17 protein-coding genes are annotated in these 18,202 nt (G+C 72.4%); 7 read left to right on the top strand and 10 right to left on the bottom strand.

Going from position 1 to position 18,202, the window contains the following annotated elements; translation table 11 throughout:
- Positions 1–24: 24 nt before the first annotated feature.
- Positions 25–1,260, top strand: a complete 1,236-nt coding sequence (locus tag ACH4FH_RS07365) for an XdhC family protein (protein WP_398554760.1) — start codon at positions 25–27, stop codon at positions 1,258–1,260.
- 255 nt (positions 1,261–1,515) lie between these two features.
- Complete coding sequence (locus ACH4FH_RS07370) at positions 1,516–2,694, top strand: winged helix DNA-binding domain-containing protein (RefSeq protein ID WP_398554761.1); 1,179 nt, start codon at positions 1,516–1,518, stop codon at positions 2,692–2,694.
- Positions 2,695–2,733: 39 nt separating this feature from the next.
- Here the strand turns inward: ACH4FH_RS07370 and ACH4FH_RS07375 are convergent, their stop codons facing one another.
- Positions 2,734–3,297 carry a GNAT family N-acetyltransferase gene (locus ACH4FH_RS07375; RefSeq protein WP_398554762.1) on the bottom strand — a complete coding sequence of 188 codons (564 nt, stop codon included), beginning with the start codon at positions 3,295–3,297 and terminating at the stop codon, positions 2,734–2,736.
- Positions 3,298–3,408: 111 nt separating this feature from the next.
- Between ACH4FH_RS07375 and ACH4FH_RS07380 the strand changes: the two genes are divergently transcribed.
- On the top strand, positions 3,409–4,326 hold the full coding sequence (locus ACH4FH_RS07380; RefSeq protein ID WP_398554763.1) for a LysR substrate-binding domain-containing protein: 918 nt from the start codon (positions 3,409–3,411) through the stop codon (positions 4,324–4,326).
- A gap of 203 nt (positions 4,327–4,529) precedes the next feature.
- Here the strand turns inward: ACH4FH_RS07380 and ACH4FH_RS07385 are convergent, their stop codons facing one another.
- Positions 4,530–5,417, bottom strand: coding sequence for a response regulator transcription factor (locus ACH4FH_RS07385; protein ID WP_398554764.1), 888 nt, complete (start codon positions 5,415–5,417; stop codon positions 4,530–4,532).
- A gap of 93 nt (positions 5,418–5,510) precedes the next feature.
- On the opposite strand from ACH4FH_RS07385, the gene ACH4FH_RS07390 reads away from it, so the two are divergent.
- Entirely contained in the window at positions 5,511–7,214 is a 1,704-nt protein-coding gene (locus ACH4FH_RS07390; protein WP_398554765.1) for an AMP-binding protein, read from the top strand.
- Positions 7,211–8,848: an AMP-binding protein gene (locus ACH4FH_RS07395; RefSeq protein ID WP_398554766.1), complete on the top strand. Its 1,638-nt coding sequence runs from the start codon at positions 7,211–7,213 to the stop codon at positions 8,846–8,848. Before ACH4FH_RS07390 ends, ACH4FH_RS07395 begins: the two co-directional genes overlap by 4 nt.
- 90 nt (positions 8,849–8,938) lie before the next feature.
- Here the strand turns inward: ACH4FH_RS07395 and ACH4FH_RS07400 are convergent, their stop codons facing one another.
- Complete coding sequence (locus ACH4FH_RS07400; RefSeq protein WP_398554767.1) at positions 8,939–9,868, bottom strand: MBL fold metallo-hydrolase; 930 nt, start codon at positions 9,866–9,868, stop codon at positions 8,939–8,941.
- A 4-nt stretch (positions 9,869–9,872) separates the two neighbouring features.
- A complete protein-coding gene (locus tag ACH4FH_RS07405) occupies positions 9,873–10,454 on the bottom strand; it encodes a TetR family transcriptional regulator (RefSeq protein WP_398554768.1) in 582 nt (193 codons plus the stop codon).
- A gap of 118 nt (positions 10,455–10,572) precedes the next feature.
- On the opposite strand from ACH4FH_RS07405, the gene ACH4FH_RS07410 reads away from it, so the two are divergent.
- Positions 10,573–11,112 (top strand): GNAT family N-acetyltransferase, encoded by a 540-nt coding sequence (locus ACH4FH_RS07410; RefSeq protein ID WP_398554769.1) that lies wholly within the window; start codon positions 10,573–10,575, stop codon positions 11,110–11,112.
- Positions 11,113–11,178: 66 nt separating this feature from the next.
- On the opposite strand, the gene ACH4FH_RS07415 is transcribed toward ACH4FH_RS07410, so the two are convergent.
- Complete coding sequence (locus ACH4FH_RS07415) at positions 11,179–11,553, bottom strand: MmcQ/YjbR family DNA-binding protein (RefSeq protein WP_398554770.1); 375 nt, start codon at positions 11,551–11,553, stop codon at positions 11,179–11,181.
- 85 nt (positions 11,554–11,638) lie between these two features.
- Between ACH4FH_RS07415 and ACH4FH_RS07420 the strand changes: the two genes are divergently transcribed.
- Positions 11,639–12,403, top strand: coding sequence for a glucose 1-dehydrogenase (locus ACH4FH_RS07420; protein WP_398554771.1), 765 nt, complete (start codon positions 11,639–11,641; stop codon positions 12,401–12,403).
- A 111-nt stretch (positions 12,404–12,514) separates the two neighbouring features.
- Here ACH4FH_RS07420 and ACH4FH_RS07425 read toward each other — a convergent pair whose 3' ends face one another.
- From ACH4FH_RS07425 to ACH4FH_RS07445, 5 genes are all read right to left on the bottom strand, one after another.
- Positions 12,515–13,039, bottom strand: a complete 525-nt coding sequence (locus ACH4FH_RS07425) for a GNAT family N-acetyltransferase (protein WP_398554772.1) — start codon at positions 13,037–13,039, stop codon at positions 12,515–12,517.
- 126 nt (positions 13,040–13,165) lie between these two features.
- On the bottom strand, positions 13,166–13,915 hold the full coding sequence (locus tag ACH4FH_RS07430) for a hypothetical protein (RefSeq protein WP_398554773.1): 750 nt from the start codon (positions 13,913–13,915) through the stop codon (positions 13,166–13,168).
- A gap of 560 nt (positions 13,916–14,475) precedes the next feature.
- Positions 14,476–15,957, bottom strand: a complete 1,482-nt coding sequence (locus tag ACH4FH_RS07435; RefSeq protein ID WP_398554774.1) for a catalase — start codon at positions 15,955–15,957, stop codon at positions 14,476–14,478.
- Between the two features lie 185 nt (positions 15,958–16,142).
- Positions 16,143–17,393 (bottom strand): thiamine pyrophosphate-binding protein, encoded by a 1,251-nt coding sequence (locus tag ACH4FH_RS07440; RefSeq protein WP_398554775.1) that lies wholly within the window; start codon positions 17,391–17,393, stop codon positions 16,143–16,145.
- Positions 17,394–17,398: 5 nt separating this feature from the next.
- A partial coding sequence (locus tag ACH4FH_RS07445) for a 2-hydroxy-3-oxopropionate reductase (protein WP_398554776.1) occupies positions 17,399–18,202 on the bottom strand: 804 nt, incomplete at its 5' end.

Raw genomic sequence — 18,202 nt, forward strand, 5'->3', positions numbered from 1 at the left:
TCCACCACCCATAAGGAGACCGACATGCTGGACATCGCCGAAGAGCTGCACCGGTGGGTCGAGCAGGGACGCGACTTCGCGGTGGCCACCGTGGTGGCCACCAACGGCAGCGCGCCCCGCCAGCCCGGAGCCGCCCTCGCCGTCGACACCGACGGCACGGCGATCGGGTCGGTCTCCGGCGGCTGTGTGGAAGGGGCGGTCTACGAACTGTGCCAGGACGCGCTCCAGACCGGGCAGCCGGTGCTGGAGCGGTTCGGCTACAGCGACGAGGATGCCTTTGCCGTGGGCCTGACCTGCGGCGGAATCATCGACATCCTCGTCACCCCGGTACGGACGAGCGCCCCCGGATCCGCCGGCGACAGCGGAGCCGCGGGGGAGCCGGTGGACAGCACTGCCGACACGCTCGCCGCCGCGCTGGCCGCTGCCGCCAAGGGGGAGGCGGCAGCGGTCGCGCGAGTCGTCGAGGGGCCCGCCGAACTCCTCGGCCGCGCCCTGCTCGTCCGCCCCGACGGCAGCCACACCGGCACCCTGGGCGGCCACCCCGCCCTCGACCGCACCGCCATCGGGCACACCCGTGCCCTGCTGGACGCCGGGCGCACCGCGACCGTCGAACTCGGCGGCGGCCGTGGTTCCGAGGACGCGGAGGGCACCGACGGAGCGCAGTGGGGCACGCAGTGCGGACCGCGGGTGCTCCTCCTCGTCGAGAGCTCCGTCCCCGCCCCGCGGATGATCGTCTTCGGCGCCATCGACTTCGCCTCGGCGCTGGTCAAGGTCGGCAAGTTCCTCAACTACCACGTCACGGTCTGCGACGCCCGCCCGGTCTTCGCCACCGACCGGCGCTTCCCGGACGCCGACGAGATTGTCGTGGACTGGCCGCACCGCTATCTGGACTCCCAGGACCTGGACGCCCGTACGGTGCTGTGCGTGCTGACCCACGACGCGAAGTTCGACGTGCCGCTGCTGGAACGGGCACTCAAGCTCCCGGTCGCCTACGTCGGCGCGATGGGCTCGCGCCGCACGCACCTCGACCGGCTGGAGCGGCTGCGCGACATCGGCCTCACCGAGATCGAGCTGAACCGGCTGCGCTCACCCATCGGTCTCGACCTCGGCGCGCGCACCCCCGAGGAGACCGCGCTGTCCATCGCCGCCGAGATCGTCGCCAACCGGCGCGGCGGCACCGGCGTACCGCTCACCGGCGCGCACACCCCCATTCACCATGACACGGCCCGTCCGGTGGGGCGGATCGGGTCGGTGGCCTGACCGCCCGGGACTCCTCCGGGCCCCGGGCGGGACGGTCACCCGGTGCACCGGCGCACTCCTCAACGGGAGCCTGCGCCGGTGCACTTGGGCGTGCGGGGCCTCTCCGCGGAGTCTTCCCGCGGCCGATGCGTGGCCCCGCTGAGGCTTCTGTGGCCCCCGGTGCGCGAGCCGGTCCGGGCGGCCATGGACGAAACGCGGAGCATCAGGGGCCGTTGCGGACGAATTCTGTCCGCGACGGCCCGTACTGTCGTCCGCATGACGCAGCGCACCGCTCCCACACTCACCGCCCGCGCCCTCGGCCGTGCCACTCTGGAACGTCAACTCCTGTTGCGCCGCAGTGACATGACCGCACTCGACGCGGTGGAGCGGCTGCTCGGGCTGCAGGCCCAGTCGCCCCGGCCGCCGTACTACGCGCTCGCCGCGCGGCTGGCCGGCTTCCGCCCGCAGGAGCTGTCCGATCTCCTGGAGAGCCGGCAGGCCGTCCGCATCTCGGTGATGCGCTCCACCATCCATCTGGTGAGCGCCCACGACGCCCTGCTGCTGCGGCCGCTCACCCGGCCGGTGCACGACCGCACGCTGCGCGGCAGCTTCGGCAAGCATCTGACCGGCGTCGACCTCGACCGGCTCGCCGCGGCGGCCCGCGCCCTGGTCGAGGAGCGGCCACTGACCTTCAAGGAGCTGGGGGAGCGGCTCCAGGAGGAGTGGCCGGGCCACGACCGCTGGCCGCTGGCGATGGCCGCCCGTCAGCTGCTGCCGCTGGTCCAGGTCACGCCCCGGGCCCTGTGGGGACGCAGCGGGCAGGCCGCGCACACCACCCTCGACGCCTGGCTGACCGAGGCCCCGGACGCGGCGGTCCCCAGGGCTGCGGACACGGCCGACGGTCCCGAGGCCGGTCCGAGGGAGGCCCTCGCCGCCGTTCTGCTGCGCTATCTGGCCGCGTTCGGGCCCGCCTCGGTCAAGGACATGCAGGTGTGGTGCGGGCTGACCCGGCTGCGGGAGGTGATCGACCCGCTGCGGCCCCGGCTGCGTACCTTCCGGGACGAGCACGGGGTGGAACTCTTCGACGTGCCCGACGGGCCGCTGCCCGACCCGGACACCGAGGCACCGGTGCGCTTCCTCCCGGAGTTCGACAACGTCGCTCTCTCGCACGCCGACCGCACCCGGATCCTCGCGCCCGAACACCAGGGCCGCACCTGGGACCGTAACGTCGCCTACCGGGTGTTCCTCGTCGACGGCGGCATCCGCGGCCTGTGGCGGATCGAGACGGCCGGTGAGAGCGCCCAGCTGACCGTCGAGCCGTTCACCCCGCTCAGCCGCGCCGAGCAGTCCGCGGTCGCGGACGAGGCCGCCGGAGTCCTGCACATGACCGCCCCGGACGCCCGGCACGACCTCCGCTACGGCCAGGTCGCGAAGCCCGCACGGGCGACGCCGTAGGCCGCCTGCGAGCCGGGTGGGACCCGGGTGGGACGAGGACTACCGAGCGATCGTCGGGCGCGCACCGCTCAGGGCCGCCATCAGCAGCACGTCGTGCCACTCGCCGTTCCACGCGAGCGCCTCGCGCATCCGGCCCTCCACCTCGAAGCCGCACTTCTCGTACGCGCGCCGGGCCCGCTCGTTGAAGGTGAAGACCTCCAACTGGACGCGGTGCAGCCGCACGCGGTCGAAGGCGTAGTCGAGGAGCAGCCGGATCGCCTCGGTCCCGATGCCGCGATCGGTGGCGCCCGGCACGAGGGCGATACGCAGCATGCCGTAGGCGTTGTCGGCGTCGATGCCCATCAGTGCGAGGTCGCCGAGGTAGTCGCCGGTCTCCCGGTCCTCGATGGCGAGATCCAGCCGGTCCTTCTGATCTGCGCGACCCGAGCACCAGGCCCGGATGTCCTCCAGGGTGAAGTGGCGGTGGGTGCCGGTCAGCCTGCGGATCTCCGGGTCCAGGGTCGTGGTGTGGAAACCGGTGGCGTGCCGTATGGAGAGCGGCGCGAGCCGGATGCGAGAGCCCGGGAGAACGGGCTTCTCGGAGAGTGCGCAGGCATCGATCATGGGTGGATGATGGCGGGGTCGCGGGCGCCGCGGCAAACGTATTTGACCTCCGGATCGGCAACGCACGGCGCCGTGCGGCTACCGCGGCGGCCGGGTCGGGAAGGGGGCGGCGTGGAGCTGCGACAGGTGCGGTGTTTCCTGACGGTCGCGCAGGAGCTGCACATAGGGCGGGCGTCGGGGCGGCTGGGCATCGAGCAGTCGGCGGTGCGCCGGGAGATCGGGCTGCTGGAGCGGGAACTGCGGGCCGAGCTGTTCGACCGGACGGCTTGCCCGGTCCGGCTCACGGCCGCGGGGGAGCGTTTCCTGCCGGAGGCGCGGGCGCTGCTCGCCGCCGAGGAGCGGGCACGGGCGGTCGTCGCCGGTCCGCCCGCCGCACGGACCGTCACCCTGCGGGTGGGCACGAGTACGGGCCTGGGCGTCCACCTGGACCGGGTGCTGGAGGCCCTCGCCGACCTCGCCCCGCACCTCACGCTGGAGCTGGTCGCGGCTCCCGCCCGGGAGCGCCTGGACAGGGTGGCGCACCGTGAACTGGACGCGGCGTTCGTGCGGGGGGAGCCGGAGGGGGTGGGCCGGGACGGGCTGCGCTTCGTGCCGCTGTGGCAGGATCCGCTGGTCGCGGCCCTGCCGGCCCGCCACCCGGTCGCCGCCTCACCGGGCACGGTCGCGCTCGTCGATCTCGCCGGGCTGCCGCTGGTGCTGACCGAACGCCGCACCCACCGCGCCCTGTTCGACCTGGTGATCAGCGCCTGCCACGACGCCGGGTTCGCCCCCGTGCCGGGCCCGAGGACCGGCTCACTCGACAACACCCTCGCCGCGATCGGCGCTGCCGGTCCGGGCGAGCCGCTGTGGACCGTCGTCTACGCCTCGCACGCCCGCCGGCTGAACACACCCGAGTTGAGATTCCTGCCGTTCCGCAACCCCGGCATGGAACTCACCGCCTACCTCGCCGTACCCCGCGCCGACCCGCCCGCCGGACTCGATCTGCTGCTGCGGGCCTGCGCTCCGACGGGCGGTGGTGAGGTCTTCTGATCCCGTCGCCGCCAGGGAGTTCAACGCCGAGGGCGGGACACGGCCGACGGACCGGGAGCCGACCTCCGCCGGGCCGGTCGTCCAGGGGCCGCCGGGCCGGCTGCCAGGGCCCCGGCCGCTGTCCCGCAGCGCCGGGATCGGCAACTGTGCACGCCCCCGGCTCCCGCCCGCCTCGCCCACGCCAGCAACCCCGTCCTCCACACCTACGGCAACAACCCCGCCCCCCGCGCCGCGATCACGGCTTGCAGGCGGGTGTGGGCCCCCAACTTCCGCATGGCGGAGCGCAGATAGCCCTTCACCGTCTCCGGGCGCAGCCCCAGCCGCTCCGCCACCTCGGCATTGGTCGCCCCCAACGCCACACACGCCAGCACATCCACCTCGCGCGGCGACAGCGCCGCTCCCTGCCCGCCCGCTCGGTCCGCCCGGCCTTCGCCGCCCTCCCCGGCCACCGCGCCGGGCGTCCCGGAGGAGGCCGCCGCCGCGAGCCGGCCGCAGGCCGCGAGCATCTCCTGCCGAAGCAACGGATCGGCGATGCGCTGCGCCAGCGCCCGCAGAGCGCCGTGCGCCTCGCGGACCTCCTCCCACATCGCCGGATCCGCTGCGGCGGGCTGCCGGGCCACCGACAGCAACCGCGCCGCCTCGTCCTCCAGCAGCAGCGCCTGCTCCAGCTCCCGCGCCACCTCCATGGCGGCCGTCAGCGGCCGGTCACCCAGCCGAACGGGCCGGCGCAGCGCCCCGTACAGCACCCCGCGCACCCGCCTGCGGACGACCACCGGCACCGCGAGCACGGACCGCAGCCCCTCGGCCGCCACCGCCGCGTCGTACTCGTGGCTGATCACCGACGAGGCGCTGTAGTCGGTCACCGCGAACGGGCGGGCCAGCGACGCCGCCTTCCCGCCCAGACCGTTGCCCTGGAGAATGTCCAGCCCGCTCAGCACCGCCGTCGCCGTCCCGGACAGCTCGTTGATGCGGAAGCGCCCCGGGGCGGCCAGCAACCCGCCGAACGCCACCGGCAGCCCACTGGCCCGCCGCAGCCGGGACAATGCCGTCCGTACATCCACGGAATCGTTCGCCCCCGATGCGAGCTGCACGCCGAAACCTCCGGTTCCCCCCTTTCGGGGGTGGTGAGACCTGCGCCACTGATTACACGATGGCAGGTAGCGGTGCGGCAATGAGGAGGACACATGACGGACACGGAATCCGGGACGGCGGGTCGCTCACCCGCCGCCACCGAAGAGTTCCGGGCGGCGCGGGACCTCCTGCTCCGGCACCGGGAGGACTACGACGCGGCCCGTACGGCCTTCCGCTGGCCCCGGCCCGCGCACTTCAACTGGGCGCTCGACTGGTTCGACGTCATCGCCGAGGGCAACGACCGCACGGCCCTGCACATCGTCGAGGAGGACGGTGCCGAGACCCGGCTGAGCTTCGCCCAGCTGCGCCACCGCTCCGACCAGGCCGCCAACTGGCTGTCCGCCAAAGGGGTGCGGGCGGGCGACCGCATCGTGGTGATGCTCGGCAACCAGGCCGAGCTGTGGGAGACCGCGCTGGCCGCGATGAAGCTGCGAGCCGTCGTCATTCCCGCGACGCCGCTGCTGGGGCCGGTCGACCTCGCCGACCGCATCGACCGCGGCCGGGCCCGGTACGTCGTCGTGCGCGCCGCGGACACCGAGAAGTTCGCGGCGGTCCCCGGCGACTACACCCGGATCGCCGTCGGCGGGGCGCCGGACGGCTGGCTCGCGTACGAGGAGGTGTACGACAGCCCCGGCGCCTTCGAGCCGCAGGCGCCCACCCGGGCCGACGACGCGCTGATGCTGTACTTCACCTCCGGCACCACCGCCCGCCCCAAGCTCGTCGAGCAGACCCACGCCTCGTACCCCATCGGTCACCTCGCGACGATGTACTGGACGGGCCTGCGGCCGGGCGATGTGCACCTGAACATCTCCTCGCCCGGCTGGGCCAAGCACGCCTGGTCCAACCTCTTCGCGCCCTGGAACGCCGAGGCCACCGTCTTCATCCACAACTACACCCGGTTCGACGCGGCCCGGCTGATGGCCGAGATGGACCGGGCGCAGGTCACCAGCTTCTGCGCTCCGCCGACCGTGTGGCGGATGCTGATCCAGGCCGACCTCTCGGCGCTCGCGCGCCCGCCGCGGGAGATCGTCGCGGCCGGCGAACCGCTCAACCCGGAGATCATCGAGCAGGTGCAGCGCGCCTGGGGCGTGACGATCCGGGACGGCTTCGGGCAGACGGAGACCGCCGTCCAGGTCGCCAACACCCCCGGCCAGCAGGTCAAGCCGGGTTCCATGGGCCGGCCCACCCCCGGGTTCGACGTGGTCCTGCTCGACCCGGTGAGCGGTGCCCCGGCCGACGAGGGCGAGATCGCCCTCGACCTCACCGCCCGCCCGGTCGGCCTGATGGCCGGCTACCACGGCGACGCGGCCCGCACCGCGGAGGCGATGGCCGGCGGCTACTACCGCACCGGCGACATCGGCTCCCGCGACGAGGACGGCTGGATCACCTACGTCGGGCGGGCCGACGACGTGTTCAAGGCCTCCGACTACAAGATCTCCCCGTTCGAGCTGGAGAGCGCCCTGCTGGAGCACGAGGCGGTCGCCGAGGCCGCCGTGGTTCCGGCGCCCGACCCGCTGCGGCTGGCCGTCCCCAAGGCCTATGTGGTGCTGGCGGCCGGCTGGGAGCCCGGCCCGGAGACCGCGAAGCTGCTCTTCGCGCACTCCCGGGCGGTCCTCGCCCCGTACAAGCGGGTCAGAAGGCTGGAGTTCGCCGAGCTGCCGAAGACCGTCTCCGGCAAGATCCGCCGCATCGAACTGCGCGAGCGCACCGCGCAGGGCGACGGCGGCGCCGAATACCGGGAGGAGAACCACCGATGAGCCTGTCGCGGACGGAGCTGTCCTATGCGAGCGGGGTCGCCGAGCTGCCGCTGCTCGGCCGCACCATCGGCGCGGACCTGAGCCGTACCATCGCCCGCTTCGGTGAGCGCGAGGCGTTGGTCGACGTCCCGAGCGGGCGCCGCTGGACGTACGAGGAACTGGGCCGCGCCGTGGACGAGGTGGCCCTCGGGCTGCTCGCCAAGGGCGTCGGCAAGGGCGACCGGGTCGGCATCTGGTCCCCCAACTGTGCCGAGTGGGTGCTGGTCCAGTACGCCACGGCCCGCATCGGCGCGATCCTGGTCAACGTCAACCCGGCCTACCGGGTGCACGAGTTGGGTTACGTCCTGCGGCAGTCCGGGATACAGGTCCTGGTCTCCGCGACCCACCACAAAACCAGCGACTACCGCCGGATGATCGAGCAGGTGCGCGGCGAGAGCCCGGCGCTGCGCGACGTGGTCTACATCGGTGACCCGACCTGGGGCGGGCTGCTGGCCGCCGGCGCCGCCGTCCCGCAAGCCCGGCTCGCGGAGTGCGAAGCGGGCCTGACGGCGGACGACCCGGTCAACATCCAGTACACCTCCGGCACCACCGGCTTCCCCAAGGGCGCCACCCTCTCCCACCACAACATCCTCAACAACGGCTTCTGGGTGGGCGAGACGGTCGGCTACACCGCGGACGACCGGGTCTGTCTGCCGGTGCCCTTCTACCACTGTTTCGGCATGGTCATGGGTAACCTCGGCGCCACGTCGCACGGCGCCTGCATCGTCATCCCGGGGCTCGCCTTCGACGCCGCGGACACCCTCCGGGCGGTCCAGGACGAGCGCTGCACGTCGCTGTACGGCGTGCCGACGATGTTCATCGCCGAGCTGAACCACCCCGACTTCGCCTCCTACGACCTGACGTCGCTGCGCACCGGCATCATGGCCGGCTCGCCGTGCCCGGAGGAGGTGATGAAGCGGGTGGTCGCCGAGATGCACATGGCGGAGGTGTCCATCTGCTACGGCATGACCGAGACCTCGCCGGTGTCCACCCAGACCCGCAGGGACGACGATCTGGAGCACCGCACGGCGACGGTCGGCCGGGTGCTGCCGCACATCGAGGTGAAGGTCCTCGACCCGGCGACCGGCGGGACCGTGCCCCGCGGCACGCCGGGGGAGCTGTGCACCCGCGGCTACAGCGTGATGCTCGGCTACTGGGAGGAGCCCGAGCGCACCGCCGAGGTCATCGACGCCGGCCGGTGGATGCACACCGGCGATCTGGCGGTGATGAACGACGACGGCTACGTCCGCATCGTCGGCCGCATCAAGGACATGATCATCCGAGGTGGCGAGAACGTCTATCCGCGCGAGATCGAGGAGTTCCTCTACACCCACCCGAAGATCGCCGACGTCCAGGTCGTCGGTGTCCCGGACGAGAAGTACGGCGAGGAGATCGCCGCCTGCGTGATCCTGCGCGACCCCGCGGACCCGCTGACCCGGGACGAGCTGGCCCGCTACTGCCGCTCCCGGCTCGCCCACTTCAAGGTGCCGCGCTATCTCGACATCGTCGACGCCTTCCCGATGACGGTCAGCGGCAAGGTCCGCAAGATCGAACTGCGCGAACGGCTGGCGAGGGAGCAGGGCCGGGTGTCATAGCTCTCGCCGGCGATGGGGCCCCGGCGGCGCGTCCGGGGCCTCGTGGAGGCCAACTCCGCGGTACGGGGCGCCAGTTCACCCCCTGGGTGCTCAGGGTGCGTCGACGCCGCTGAGGCGCAGGTAATCCCACGGGTCGTGCGCGTTGAGCACGGTGATCCGCTCCTGCGGAGCACTCCGCCCGTCCGGCGTTTCCCGGCTACCGATCGGCAGCCGGGAAGCGGCGCCGGTTTTGTCGGTGCCCCGCGCCGCGAGGCCCCGCAGACGTTCCTGGTTGGCGATCCGCAGCTGCTCGTCCACCTGGGCGTCCAGCTGGATGATGTCCATCAGCGGGTGGGAGTGCGGCGCGTCGGCGGCGATCTCCCGGTGGTAGAAGTACGCGTCCCCGGCGTGCAGCAGCCAGCGCTCGCCGTCGCGGACCGCCACTCCCGCGTGCCCCGCGCTGTGCCCGCCGAGCGGCACGATCAGCAAGTCGTCCCGCACGCCCACCAGTTGGCGCACCCCGGAGAATCCGCCCCACTCCTCGCCGGTGCCGTCCGCTGCGTAGGTCTGCCAGCGGGGGCCGTGCGCCCAGTGCGCCGGGCGGTAGCGCGTGCTGGGCGCCTCCTTCTCGGCGGCCCGCAGCTCGGCCTCCATGACGTGCACACGGGCCTCGGGGAAGTCCGGCAGACCGCCGCTGTGGTCGACGTCCAGGTGGGTCACCGCGATGTGCCGGACGTCCGAAGCGGCGTACCCCAGACGTTCGATCTGCCGCAGAGCGGTCTCGGAGAGCCGCAGCGCCGGCTGGGCCAGCTCCCTCCACTCCGCGTCCAGCGTCTCCTGCGGTCGCCGCACGTCGTCCGTGCCGAGGCCGGTCTCGATCAGCACCAGCCCGTCCCGCTCGGTCTCCACCAGCAGGCAGTGGCAGACGGCGTGCAGGGGCTGCGGCCCGTCGTAGGTCGCCTCGATGGTCATCATGGAGCCGCAGTTGAGGTGGTGGATCTTCGTGGCGCGCGCTGCCGCGGCCGGGTGCGTGAGGCTCATACGGTCAGTTCACTCCTTGTGCGGCGAGCGCGCCGATGCGGCGTGCGACGGTATGGATGACGGTGCTGTCGCGGCGGACCCGCGCCAGCAGCAGCGCTCCCTGGAGCGAGGACATCGCCAGATCGGCCAGCTCCCGCGACTCGGGCTCGGGCGTGCCCCACGAGTGCAGCCGCTCGGCGAGCCCCGACAGCCACAGCTGGTAGGTGTCGTGGCACGCGTCATGGATGGGACCGGCGTCCCCGGCCTCCTCCAGCGCGACGGTGGCCACCGGGCAGCCGTCGCGGTAGTCGGATTCCTCCAACCCCTGGGCGAGCAGTGCGCCGAGGGCGGCCACGGCGTCGGCCGGTCCGGTCGCGGCGGCCAGCGCGGCGGCCATCCGCTCACCCGTCTCGGCGCCGGCCAGCGCCATCGCTTCGGCGGCCAACTGCTCCTTGCCCTGCGGGAAGTGGAAGTACAGCGAGCCCTTGGGGGCGCCGCTGGCCGCCAGCACCTGGTTGAGGCCGGTCGCGCCGTAGCCCTGGCGTTGGAAGAGGTCGGCCGCGGTGCGCAGGATGCGGGCGCGGGTGTCTCCGCGTGAGGATGCCATGCCGAGCACTCTAGACCGACCGGTCTATAGAGAGCAAGGCGCATGCCGCGGCCGGCGGCAGGCGGTCGAGTCGCGGAGACCTTCACATCCGCGATCGCATAGAAGTACAGTTCAACGCATGAATATGCGGCAAGTCTCCTTCGGTCACCCCGACGCGGTCGAGCTCAATGACCGCGTCCAGCTGGAGTACGCGGCGCGGTTCGGCAAGGACGAGGGCGACATCACGCCCCTCGACCCGGCCATGTTCGAGCCGCCCCAGGGTCTGTTTCTGATCGTCTACGACGACCGGGGCGCCCCGGTCGCCACCGGCGGCTGGCGCGGTCAGGACGAGAACGGCCACGGGTACGCCGACGGTGACGCGGAGATCAAGCGCATGTACGTCATCCCCGAGGCCCGCGGCCGCGGTCTGTCCCGGCGGCTGCTGGCAGCCCTGGAGAACGACGCCCGTGGTGCGGGCCGCGTCCGGATGGTCCTGGAGACCGGCACCAAGCTGCCGGAGGCCATCTCCCTCTACACCTCCAGCGGCTACGAGTCCTGTGCCAAGTTCGGCCCCTACCGTTTCGATGAGCTCAGCCGCTGCTACGCCAAGCCCCTTGCGGCGGTCGCCGGAGAGTCCGCCCCCGGCGCGGCCGCCGGGCAGGAGGCCGCCGCCCTCTGACGCGGTCCTGATGTCTCCCTCGTTCCGCCCTGTCCCCTCGTGCCCCGTCCCGTTCCGCCGGTACGGTCAGCGGCCGCCCGGCCAGTCGAGCAGCAGGCGCTGGGCGCGGGGGAGGGAGGCGACCACGAGGTCGTACGAGTCCTCGATCATGTCGAGGACGAGCCGGTCCGGGAGGTCGCCCGACAGGGAGACGGTGTTCCAGTGCCGCTTGTTGAGGTGGTAGCCCGGCACCACCTCCGGGTGGGTCGCCCGCAGTCGCTCGGCCTCCTCCGGATCGCACTTGAGGCTCACGCTGAGCGGCACCGCATCCACGGTCGTCAGCGCGAAGATCTTGCCGCCGACCTTGAACGTCGCCACGTCCGGATGGCCCGGGAAGGGAAATTCCTCGGTCGCGCCGTTGAATTCCAGGCAGGTGGACCGGAGGGCGTTCGCGTCGATCATCTCCCCAGTATGGCCTGCGCACCCCTTGACCTGACTAACCGTCATATAGCTGACTGAAGCATCCGGACGATCCGCTGGAGGGCTTGTGCTCAGTCTTGAGGGAAAGACCGCTGTCATCACCGGTGCCGCCCGGGGCCAGGGCGCCGAGGCGGCCCGGCTCTTCGCCCGCCTAGGCGCACGGGTTGTGCTCGCCGACGTACGGGACGACCTGGGCCGGGAGGTGGCTGCGGGGATCGGCGCCGGGGCGCACTACGTCCACCTCGATGTCACCGACGCCTCCCACTGGGCCGCCGCCGTGGATGCCACCCGCGAGGTCTTCGGACGGCTCGACATTCTGGTCAACAACGCGGGGGTGTTCCGCTCCCTGCCGCTGCACGAGGAGAGTCCCGAAGCCTTCGAGGAGACCCTCCGCGTCAACCTTGTCGGGCCGTTCCTCGGGATGCGGGCCGTGCGTGCGCCGATGATCCGCGCGGGAGGGGGCGCGATCGTCAATGTCTCCTCCATCGCGGGCCTCACCGGTATCGCCCGCACCGGCGGCTACGGCGCCTCCAAGTGGGGTCTGCGCGGCCTCACCAAAGTCGCCGCCCTGGAATTCGGCGAGCACGGTATCCGGGTCAACTCCGTCCACCCGGGGATCATCGACACCCCGATGGTGGAGGGCATCGCCCCACCTGCCGGGGCCGGAAACCACCCCGCAGTCGCCCTGCGCCGCATCGGCCTGCCACGGGACGTCGCCGGCCTGGTCGCCTTCCTCGCCTCCGACGCCGCCGGCTTCCTGACGGGCGCCGAGGTCGCGGTCGACGGGGGTTCGACGGCGGGTCAGGCGCCGGCGGTCGTGCGGGCGGGCTGAGGGGCGGCGGTGCGGCGGCCTGATCGACGAGACGCGGTCGGCCGGGGGCGACTTGGGGCCTGCGTACGACCGCCGGCGAAGCGTCCCGTCAACGGCGTCCCTTGCGGAGGCTCATCGAGTGTCCGACTGCCGCCGCATGCAGACCCGCGGCCAGGCGTCCAGGCCGAGCGCCGCCTCGTGCGCGCGGATGGCCCGCAGCCCGGGGGTGAGCGCGGCGTCGTCGAGCACCCGGAAGCCGAGCCGGCGGTAGTAGGGCGCGTTCCACGGCACCTCGGCGAAGGTGGTCAGGGTGAGGGCGCCCAGCCCGCTGTCCCGCTCCGCCCGGTCGATGAGGGCCCGGCCGATCCCGCGGCGGGCGTACTCGGGGTGGACCGACACCTGCTCGATATGGGCGCAGCCGTCGACCGGGTCCCACAGCAGATAGCCGGCCGGCCGTCCGCCGGTACCGTCGCCGCCGGTCCCCTCGTACGCGACCAGCAGCCTCCCCGCCTGCAAGTGGTCGGTCAACCGGCGTACGGACGGCGGGTCGTCGTCCGCGATCCGGGTCATGCCCAGTGCACGGAACGGCTCTCCAGCCGCCCGCTCGATGTCGCGCAACGCCGACAGGTCGGCGGGGGACGGCGTGCGAATGGTCATCCGGCCAGTGTCACCGGTCCGGTCGGGTCGGGCGACCGGGTTTCCTCGGTGCGCCATGCGCCGTCGTTCGCCGTTCTGCGGGGCGCGCGGCGGCCGTCGTGGACGGTCCTGCGCCGCCCGACGGGGTCACCGGCCCGGCGCCCCGTACTTGATCAGTTCGTCGGCCGGGTCGTTGACCGGCTGCGGGGTGCCGGTGAGATCCATGACGAACAGCGGTATGTGCAGCTCGTCCGCGCGGGAGCGGGCGTCACGGGCGTACCCCGCGAGGGAGAAGAAGACGGCGATGGCCGAGTCGTTGAGGCCGTTGAGCCAGACGCATTCGATCTCGCGGAGCTCGGTGGCGTGGGTGGTCGGGTCGACCTGTGCCACCACCCCGGTGCCGCGCAGGTCCACACCCGAGGCGGTGCGCTCCTGAGTGCGGGTGACGTCCGTGTAGCCCAGCCACTTCAGATACTGGCCGGCGGCCGTCACGCAGTCGCGGGCGGTGCGGATCGTGACCGGATGGAAGGCGGGACGCAGCACGGCGCGCCGCGCGTTCGGTGCGGCCGCCGGCAGGAGGCCGGTGAGGTCGAGGGACCCGACGGCCGGGAGGGCGGGTGGTGGCGGCGGTGTGGGCGCGGGGACGACGGGCACGCGCACGACCGTGCCGCACACACAGCCGGACTCCGGCGCCGGCCACTCGTCCTGGCGCCCGCAGACGTCGCAGCGCACCTCGACCCAGGATGCCTGCCAGGTGCGGTGGAGTATCTCGACGGGGACCCCGCCGCGCAGCACGGGCATGGTCAGCGGGGCACCGCACGCGCACGGGAAGGTCGGCGGGGTGAAGGCGTTCTCGCGGCGGCATGTGGGGCACCGCACCGGCACACTGTCGGCCATGGTCGGCTCCTGGCGGGTAGGTCGGCAGACAGGACGGCTCTCTGCTGTCGCCCATCGTCTCTCCAAAACCCGGCGGCGTGGGCGGAATTACGGAGAGAGCCGCAGGTCGGGCGAGAAAGTGGGGGAGCGCGAAGCGCACATGGCCTCCCGCACGGCGCGCATGGGACCCGCGCGCGCCGCTCACGCCCGAAGGAGCGGGCCTGCCCGGGGTTTCGCGCGCTGGCGAGACCGGGGGCGGAACGCACACCGGGCCCGCTATCCGTGACCGTACGGATACCGGGCCCAGTGCGAGATGTTCCCGCCCGGCAGCGCGAAAGATGGGCGCGACAGGACATCGCACCACCGGACGGAGCAGTGGAAGAGAGGTGAGGCCCCCGTGGGGGCCGTGGAGGAGGCGGGCTCCGCGGCGGGGGAGTGACTCACCCGTCCTTACCGGGTGAGTGCTGCCACCGCACTGGTTGCTCCCCGGATGCCGCGGAGCTCCGCACTACCTCTCCGTACCGGCCGACCACCCCTCAACGGGCCGACCGGTACGGATGCGCAAGGATGCTGACCTCCCGTCAGTCCTCGCGCAGCTCGCGGACCTTGGCCTCCACACGCTTGCCGTAGTCCGTGTCGGCCGCGTGGAAGTGGGCGAGGTTCTTCTCGATCACGTCGTCGCGGCCGACCTGGGAGAGACCGCCGGCGATGTTGTTCACCAGCCGGTTCTTCTCGTCCTCGGACATCAGCCGGTAGAGCTCACCGGCCTGGAAGAAGTCGTCGTCCTTGGTGTGCGCAGGGGCCTCGTGGGTGCCCACGTGGCCGGCGACGGCGAGCGGAGCCGAGAGCGGCTCGTTCGTCTGCACCGGGCCGCTGTAGGAGTTCGGCTCGTAGTTCTTCGCGCGCCGGTCGTAGGCGTTGGCGGCCATCAGACCGTCCCGGCCGTAGTTGTTGGCTTGGCCACCAGAAACAGCCTTGGGGGCGTTCACCGGCAGCTGGGTGTGGTTGACACCCAGGCGGTAGCGGTGCGCGTCGGCGTAGGCGAACAGCCGGCCCTGGAGCATCTTGTCCGGGGAGGGACCGATGCCGGGGACGAAGTTGTTCGGCGAGAACGCGGACTGCTCGACCTCGGCGAAGACGTTGTCCGGGTTGCGGTCCAGGACCAGCCGGCCGACGCGCTGCAGCGGGTAGTCGCTGTGCGGCCAGACCTTCGTCAGGTCGAACGGGTTGAAGCGGTAGTCCGCCGCCTCGGCCGCCGGCATGATCTGCACGTACAGGGTCCAGGAGGGGTACACGCCCCGCTCGATGGACTGCAGCAGGTCGGTCTGGTGGCTGTTGGGGTCCGTGCCGGAGAGCTCGGCGCCCTGCTCGGCGTCCAGGCAGCGGATGCCCTGGTTGGTCTTGAAGTGGTACTTGACGAAGAAGGCCTCGCCCTCGGCGTTCGTCCACTGGTAGGTGTGCGAGCCGTAGCCGTTCATGTGGCGGTAGGAGGCCGGGATGCCGCGGTCGCCCATGAGCCAGGTGATCTGGTGGGTGGCCTCGGGGGCGTGCGCCCAGAAGTCCCAGACGTTGTCCGGCTCCTGCTTGCCCGTGAAGGGGTCACGCTTCTGCGAGTGGATGAAGTCGGGGAACTTGATCGGGTCCTTGATGAAGAACACCGGGGTGTTGTTGCCGACGAGGTCGTAGTTGCCCTCTTCGGTGTAGAACTTCAGGGCGAAGCCGCGCGGGTCGCGGGCCGCGTCCGGGCCGCCGAGGTTGTCGGCGACGGTCGAGAAGCGGATGAACGTCTCGGTCCGCTTGCCGACGGTGTTCAGGAAGTCGGCACGGGTGAAGCCGGTGACGTCGTCGGTCACCTCGAAGTAGCCGTACGCGCCGGAGCCACGGGCGTGCACGACGCGCTCCGGGATGCGCTCGCGGTTGAAGCGCGCGAGCTTCTCCAGCAGGTGCTGGTCCTGGAGAATGATCGGGCCGCCGACGCCGGCGGTTGAGGAGTTCTGGTTGTCGGCGACGGGGGCTCCAGCCTCCGTTGTGAGAACGCGCGCCGTCGGCGTGGGCTTCGACATGGTGACCTTCCGTACGAGAGCGCGGAAGTTGGCTTCCGCATGTCGGAGCGTAAGAAGAGCTCCGACCAAACGTCAACAGTTTGTTGAAACAAAGCTGGATGGTGTTCCGGACGGCGGCCACGCCTGGGCGCGACAGGACAGGTGTCAGCGCAGCCGCCGCCCGGAAACTCCGGGCTCCGGGCCCCTCAGGGCCCGAAGCTGTACTCCCGCACGGCACCGGCGACCGGGCCGCCGGACGCCGGCACCCCGCGCGCGACCGGAACCTCTACGAGGACCGGCCGCCGCGTGGAGACGGCTTCCTTGCGGGCCCACTCGATGGCCGAGCGGAGATCTGCCGGATCGGCGAGGCCGCGGCCTGCGCAGCCGTACGCCTCGACGAGCTTCACGTGGTCCGTGAGCTGCTCGTCCGGAAAGCCGACCGGAACGTGGTGGGGGTGACCGCCGGTGGCCGAGGCCGTACCGGGGCGACCGGGGGTGAGCACGAGCAGGACGAGGGGCACGCCGTACCGCGCCGCGCCCGACAACTCCTCGGCCAGGAACGACAGGCCGTGACCCTCGATGACCGCGACCACTTCCGCGTCCCGCTCGCCCCGGGACTCCAGGGCCTTGCGGACGCCGATGGCGGCCGGCACCTCCCAGCCGGGCAGGCCGGTCCCCGTACGGAGGTGGTGCAGGCGCCGCGGCGCGCCCACCGCCGTCGCGGCGCCCGGCGAACCGCTGACGACGTGGACCGCCGGGTCCGACGCCGAGCCCGCGCCGAGAATCCTGTCGATCTCCGCCAGGACCGGGAACGCCCCGCCGTCGGGCCGCGGCCCGTCCGGCCGGGTGTCGGCCGTCGGCCGGGCAGCCGACTGCGGAAACCGGAAGTCGAGGACCGGGCCGGCCCCGGAGTCGTCACCGATCTCCGCAGCGGCCACATCGGCCGGCACATCGATCAGGACCGGACCCGGCCGCCCCTCCCGCGCGATCCGGAACGCCTCGCGAAAGGCCCCCGGAATCCGCGCCGGATCCTCGATCCGCTCCGCCCGTTTGGTGACCGGACCGGCCAGCCGGACGAGATCCGGCGGATCGCCGGCTCCTTGGCGGAGCGCGCCGGACCTCCGGCGCGGACCGTCCGCCGGCCGACCGGTGACGCAGACCAGCGGGACCTCGTCCTGCCGTGCCGCGTACAGACCGGTGACCAGCCGCGCGGCCCCCGGGCCTGCGGCCACCGCGGCGACGCCGACCCGGCCGCCGCTCGTACGGGCCCAGCCGTCCGCCATGTGGGCGGCGGCCTCCTCGTGGCGCACCGCGTAGTGCTCGATGCCGCCGGCCCTCCTCATCGCCGCGTACAGCGGGAGGAGGGCGGCACCGGGGGGGCCGAAGACGATGTCGACGCCCTCGTCCTTCATGATCCGGACGGCCGCCTGTACGGCGGGAACGCGCTGCGCCGCCATGGAACTCAGCTTTCGGTGGTGTTTCCGGAGAGGCGTTCGACGCCGCGCAGGAGGGCGGAGTGGTCGAGGTTGCCGTCGCCCTGGGCGCGCAGGGAGGCGACGAGGCCCGCGACGACGGCGCCGACGGGCAGGGCCGCGCCGACGGTGCGGGCGGCGTCGGTGACGATGCCCATGTCCTTGTGGTGCAGGTCGATGCGGAAGCCGGGCTTGAAGTCCCGGTTTTTGAAGTTGTCCTTCTTGCGGGTCAGGACGGTGGAGCCGGCCAGGCCGCCATTGAGGACGTCCAGGGCGGCGGCCAGGTCGACGCCGGACTTCTCCAGGAACACGACCGCTTCGGCGCAGGCCTGGATGTTGACGGCGACGATCAGCTGGTTGGCGGCCTTGACCGTCTGGCCCGAGCCGTGCGGACCGCACAGCACGATGGTCTTGCCCAGCGCCTCCAGGATGGGCTTGGCGGCGTCGAAGTCGGCCTGCTCGCCACCGACCATGATCGACAGTACGGCCTCGATCGCGCCGGCCTCACCACCGGAGACCGGGGCGTCGAGCACCCGGATGCCCTTGGCGCCGGCGGCCTTGGCCAGGTCGATGGAGGTCTGTGGGGTGATCGAGGACATGTCGATCAGCAGCGCCCCGCGCTTGGCGTTGTCCACGATGCCGTCGGGGCCGTAGGCGATGGCCTCCACCTGCGGCGAGGCGGGCACCATCGTGATCACGACGTCGGCGTCCTTGACCGCCTCCGCGATCGAGGACGCGGCGGTGCCGCCGGCCTGCGCCAGCCGCTCCAGCTTGTCGGCCTCCAGGGTGAACCC

This window comes from Streptomyces sp. NPDC017993 (assembly GCF_044328065.1).
In the GTDB taxonomy this organism is placed as follows: domain Bacteria; phylum Actinomycetota; class Actinomycetes; order Streptomycetales; family Streptomycetaceae; genus Streptomyces.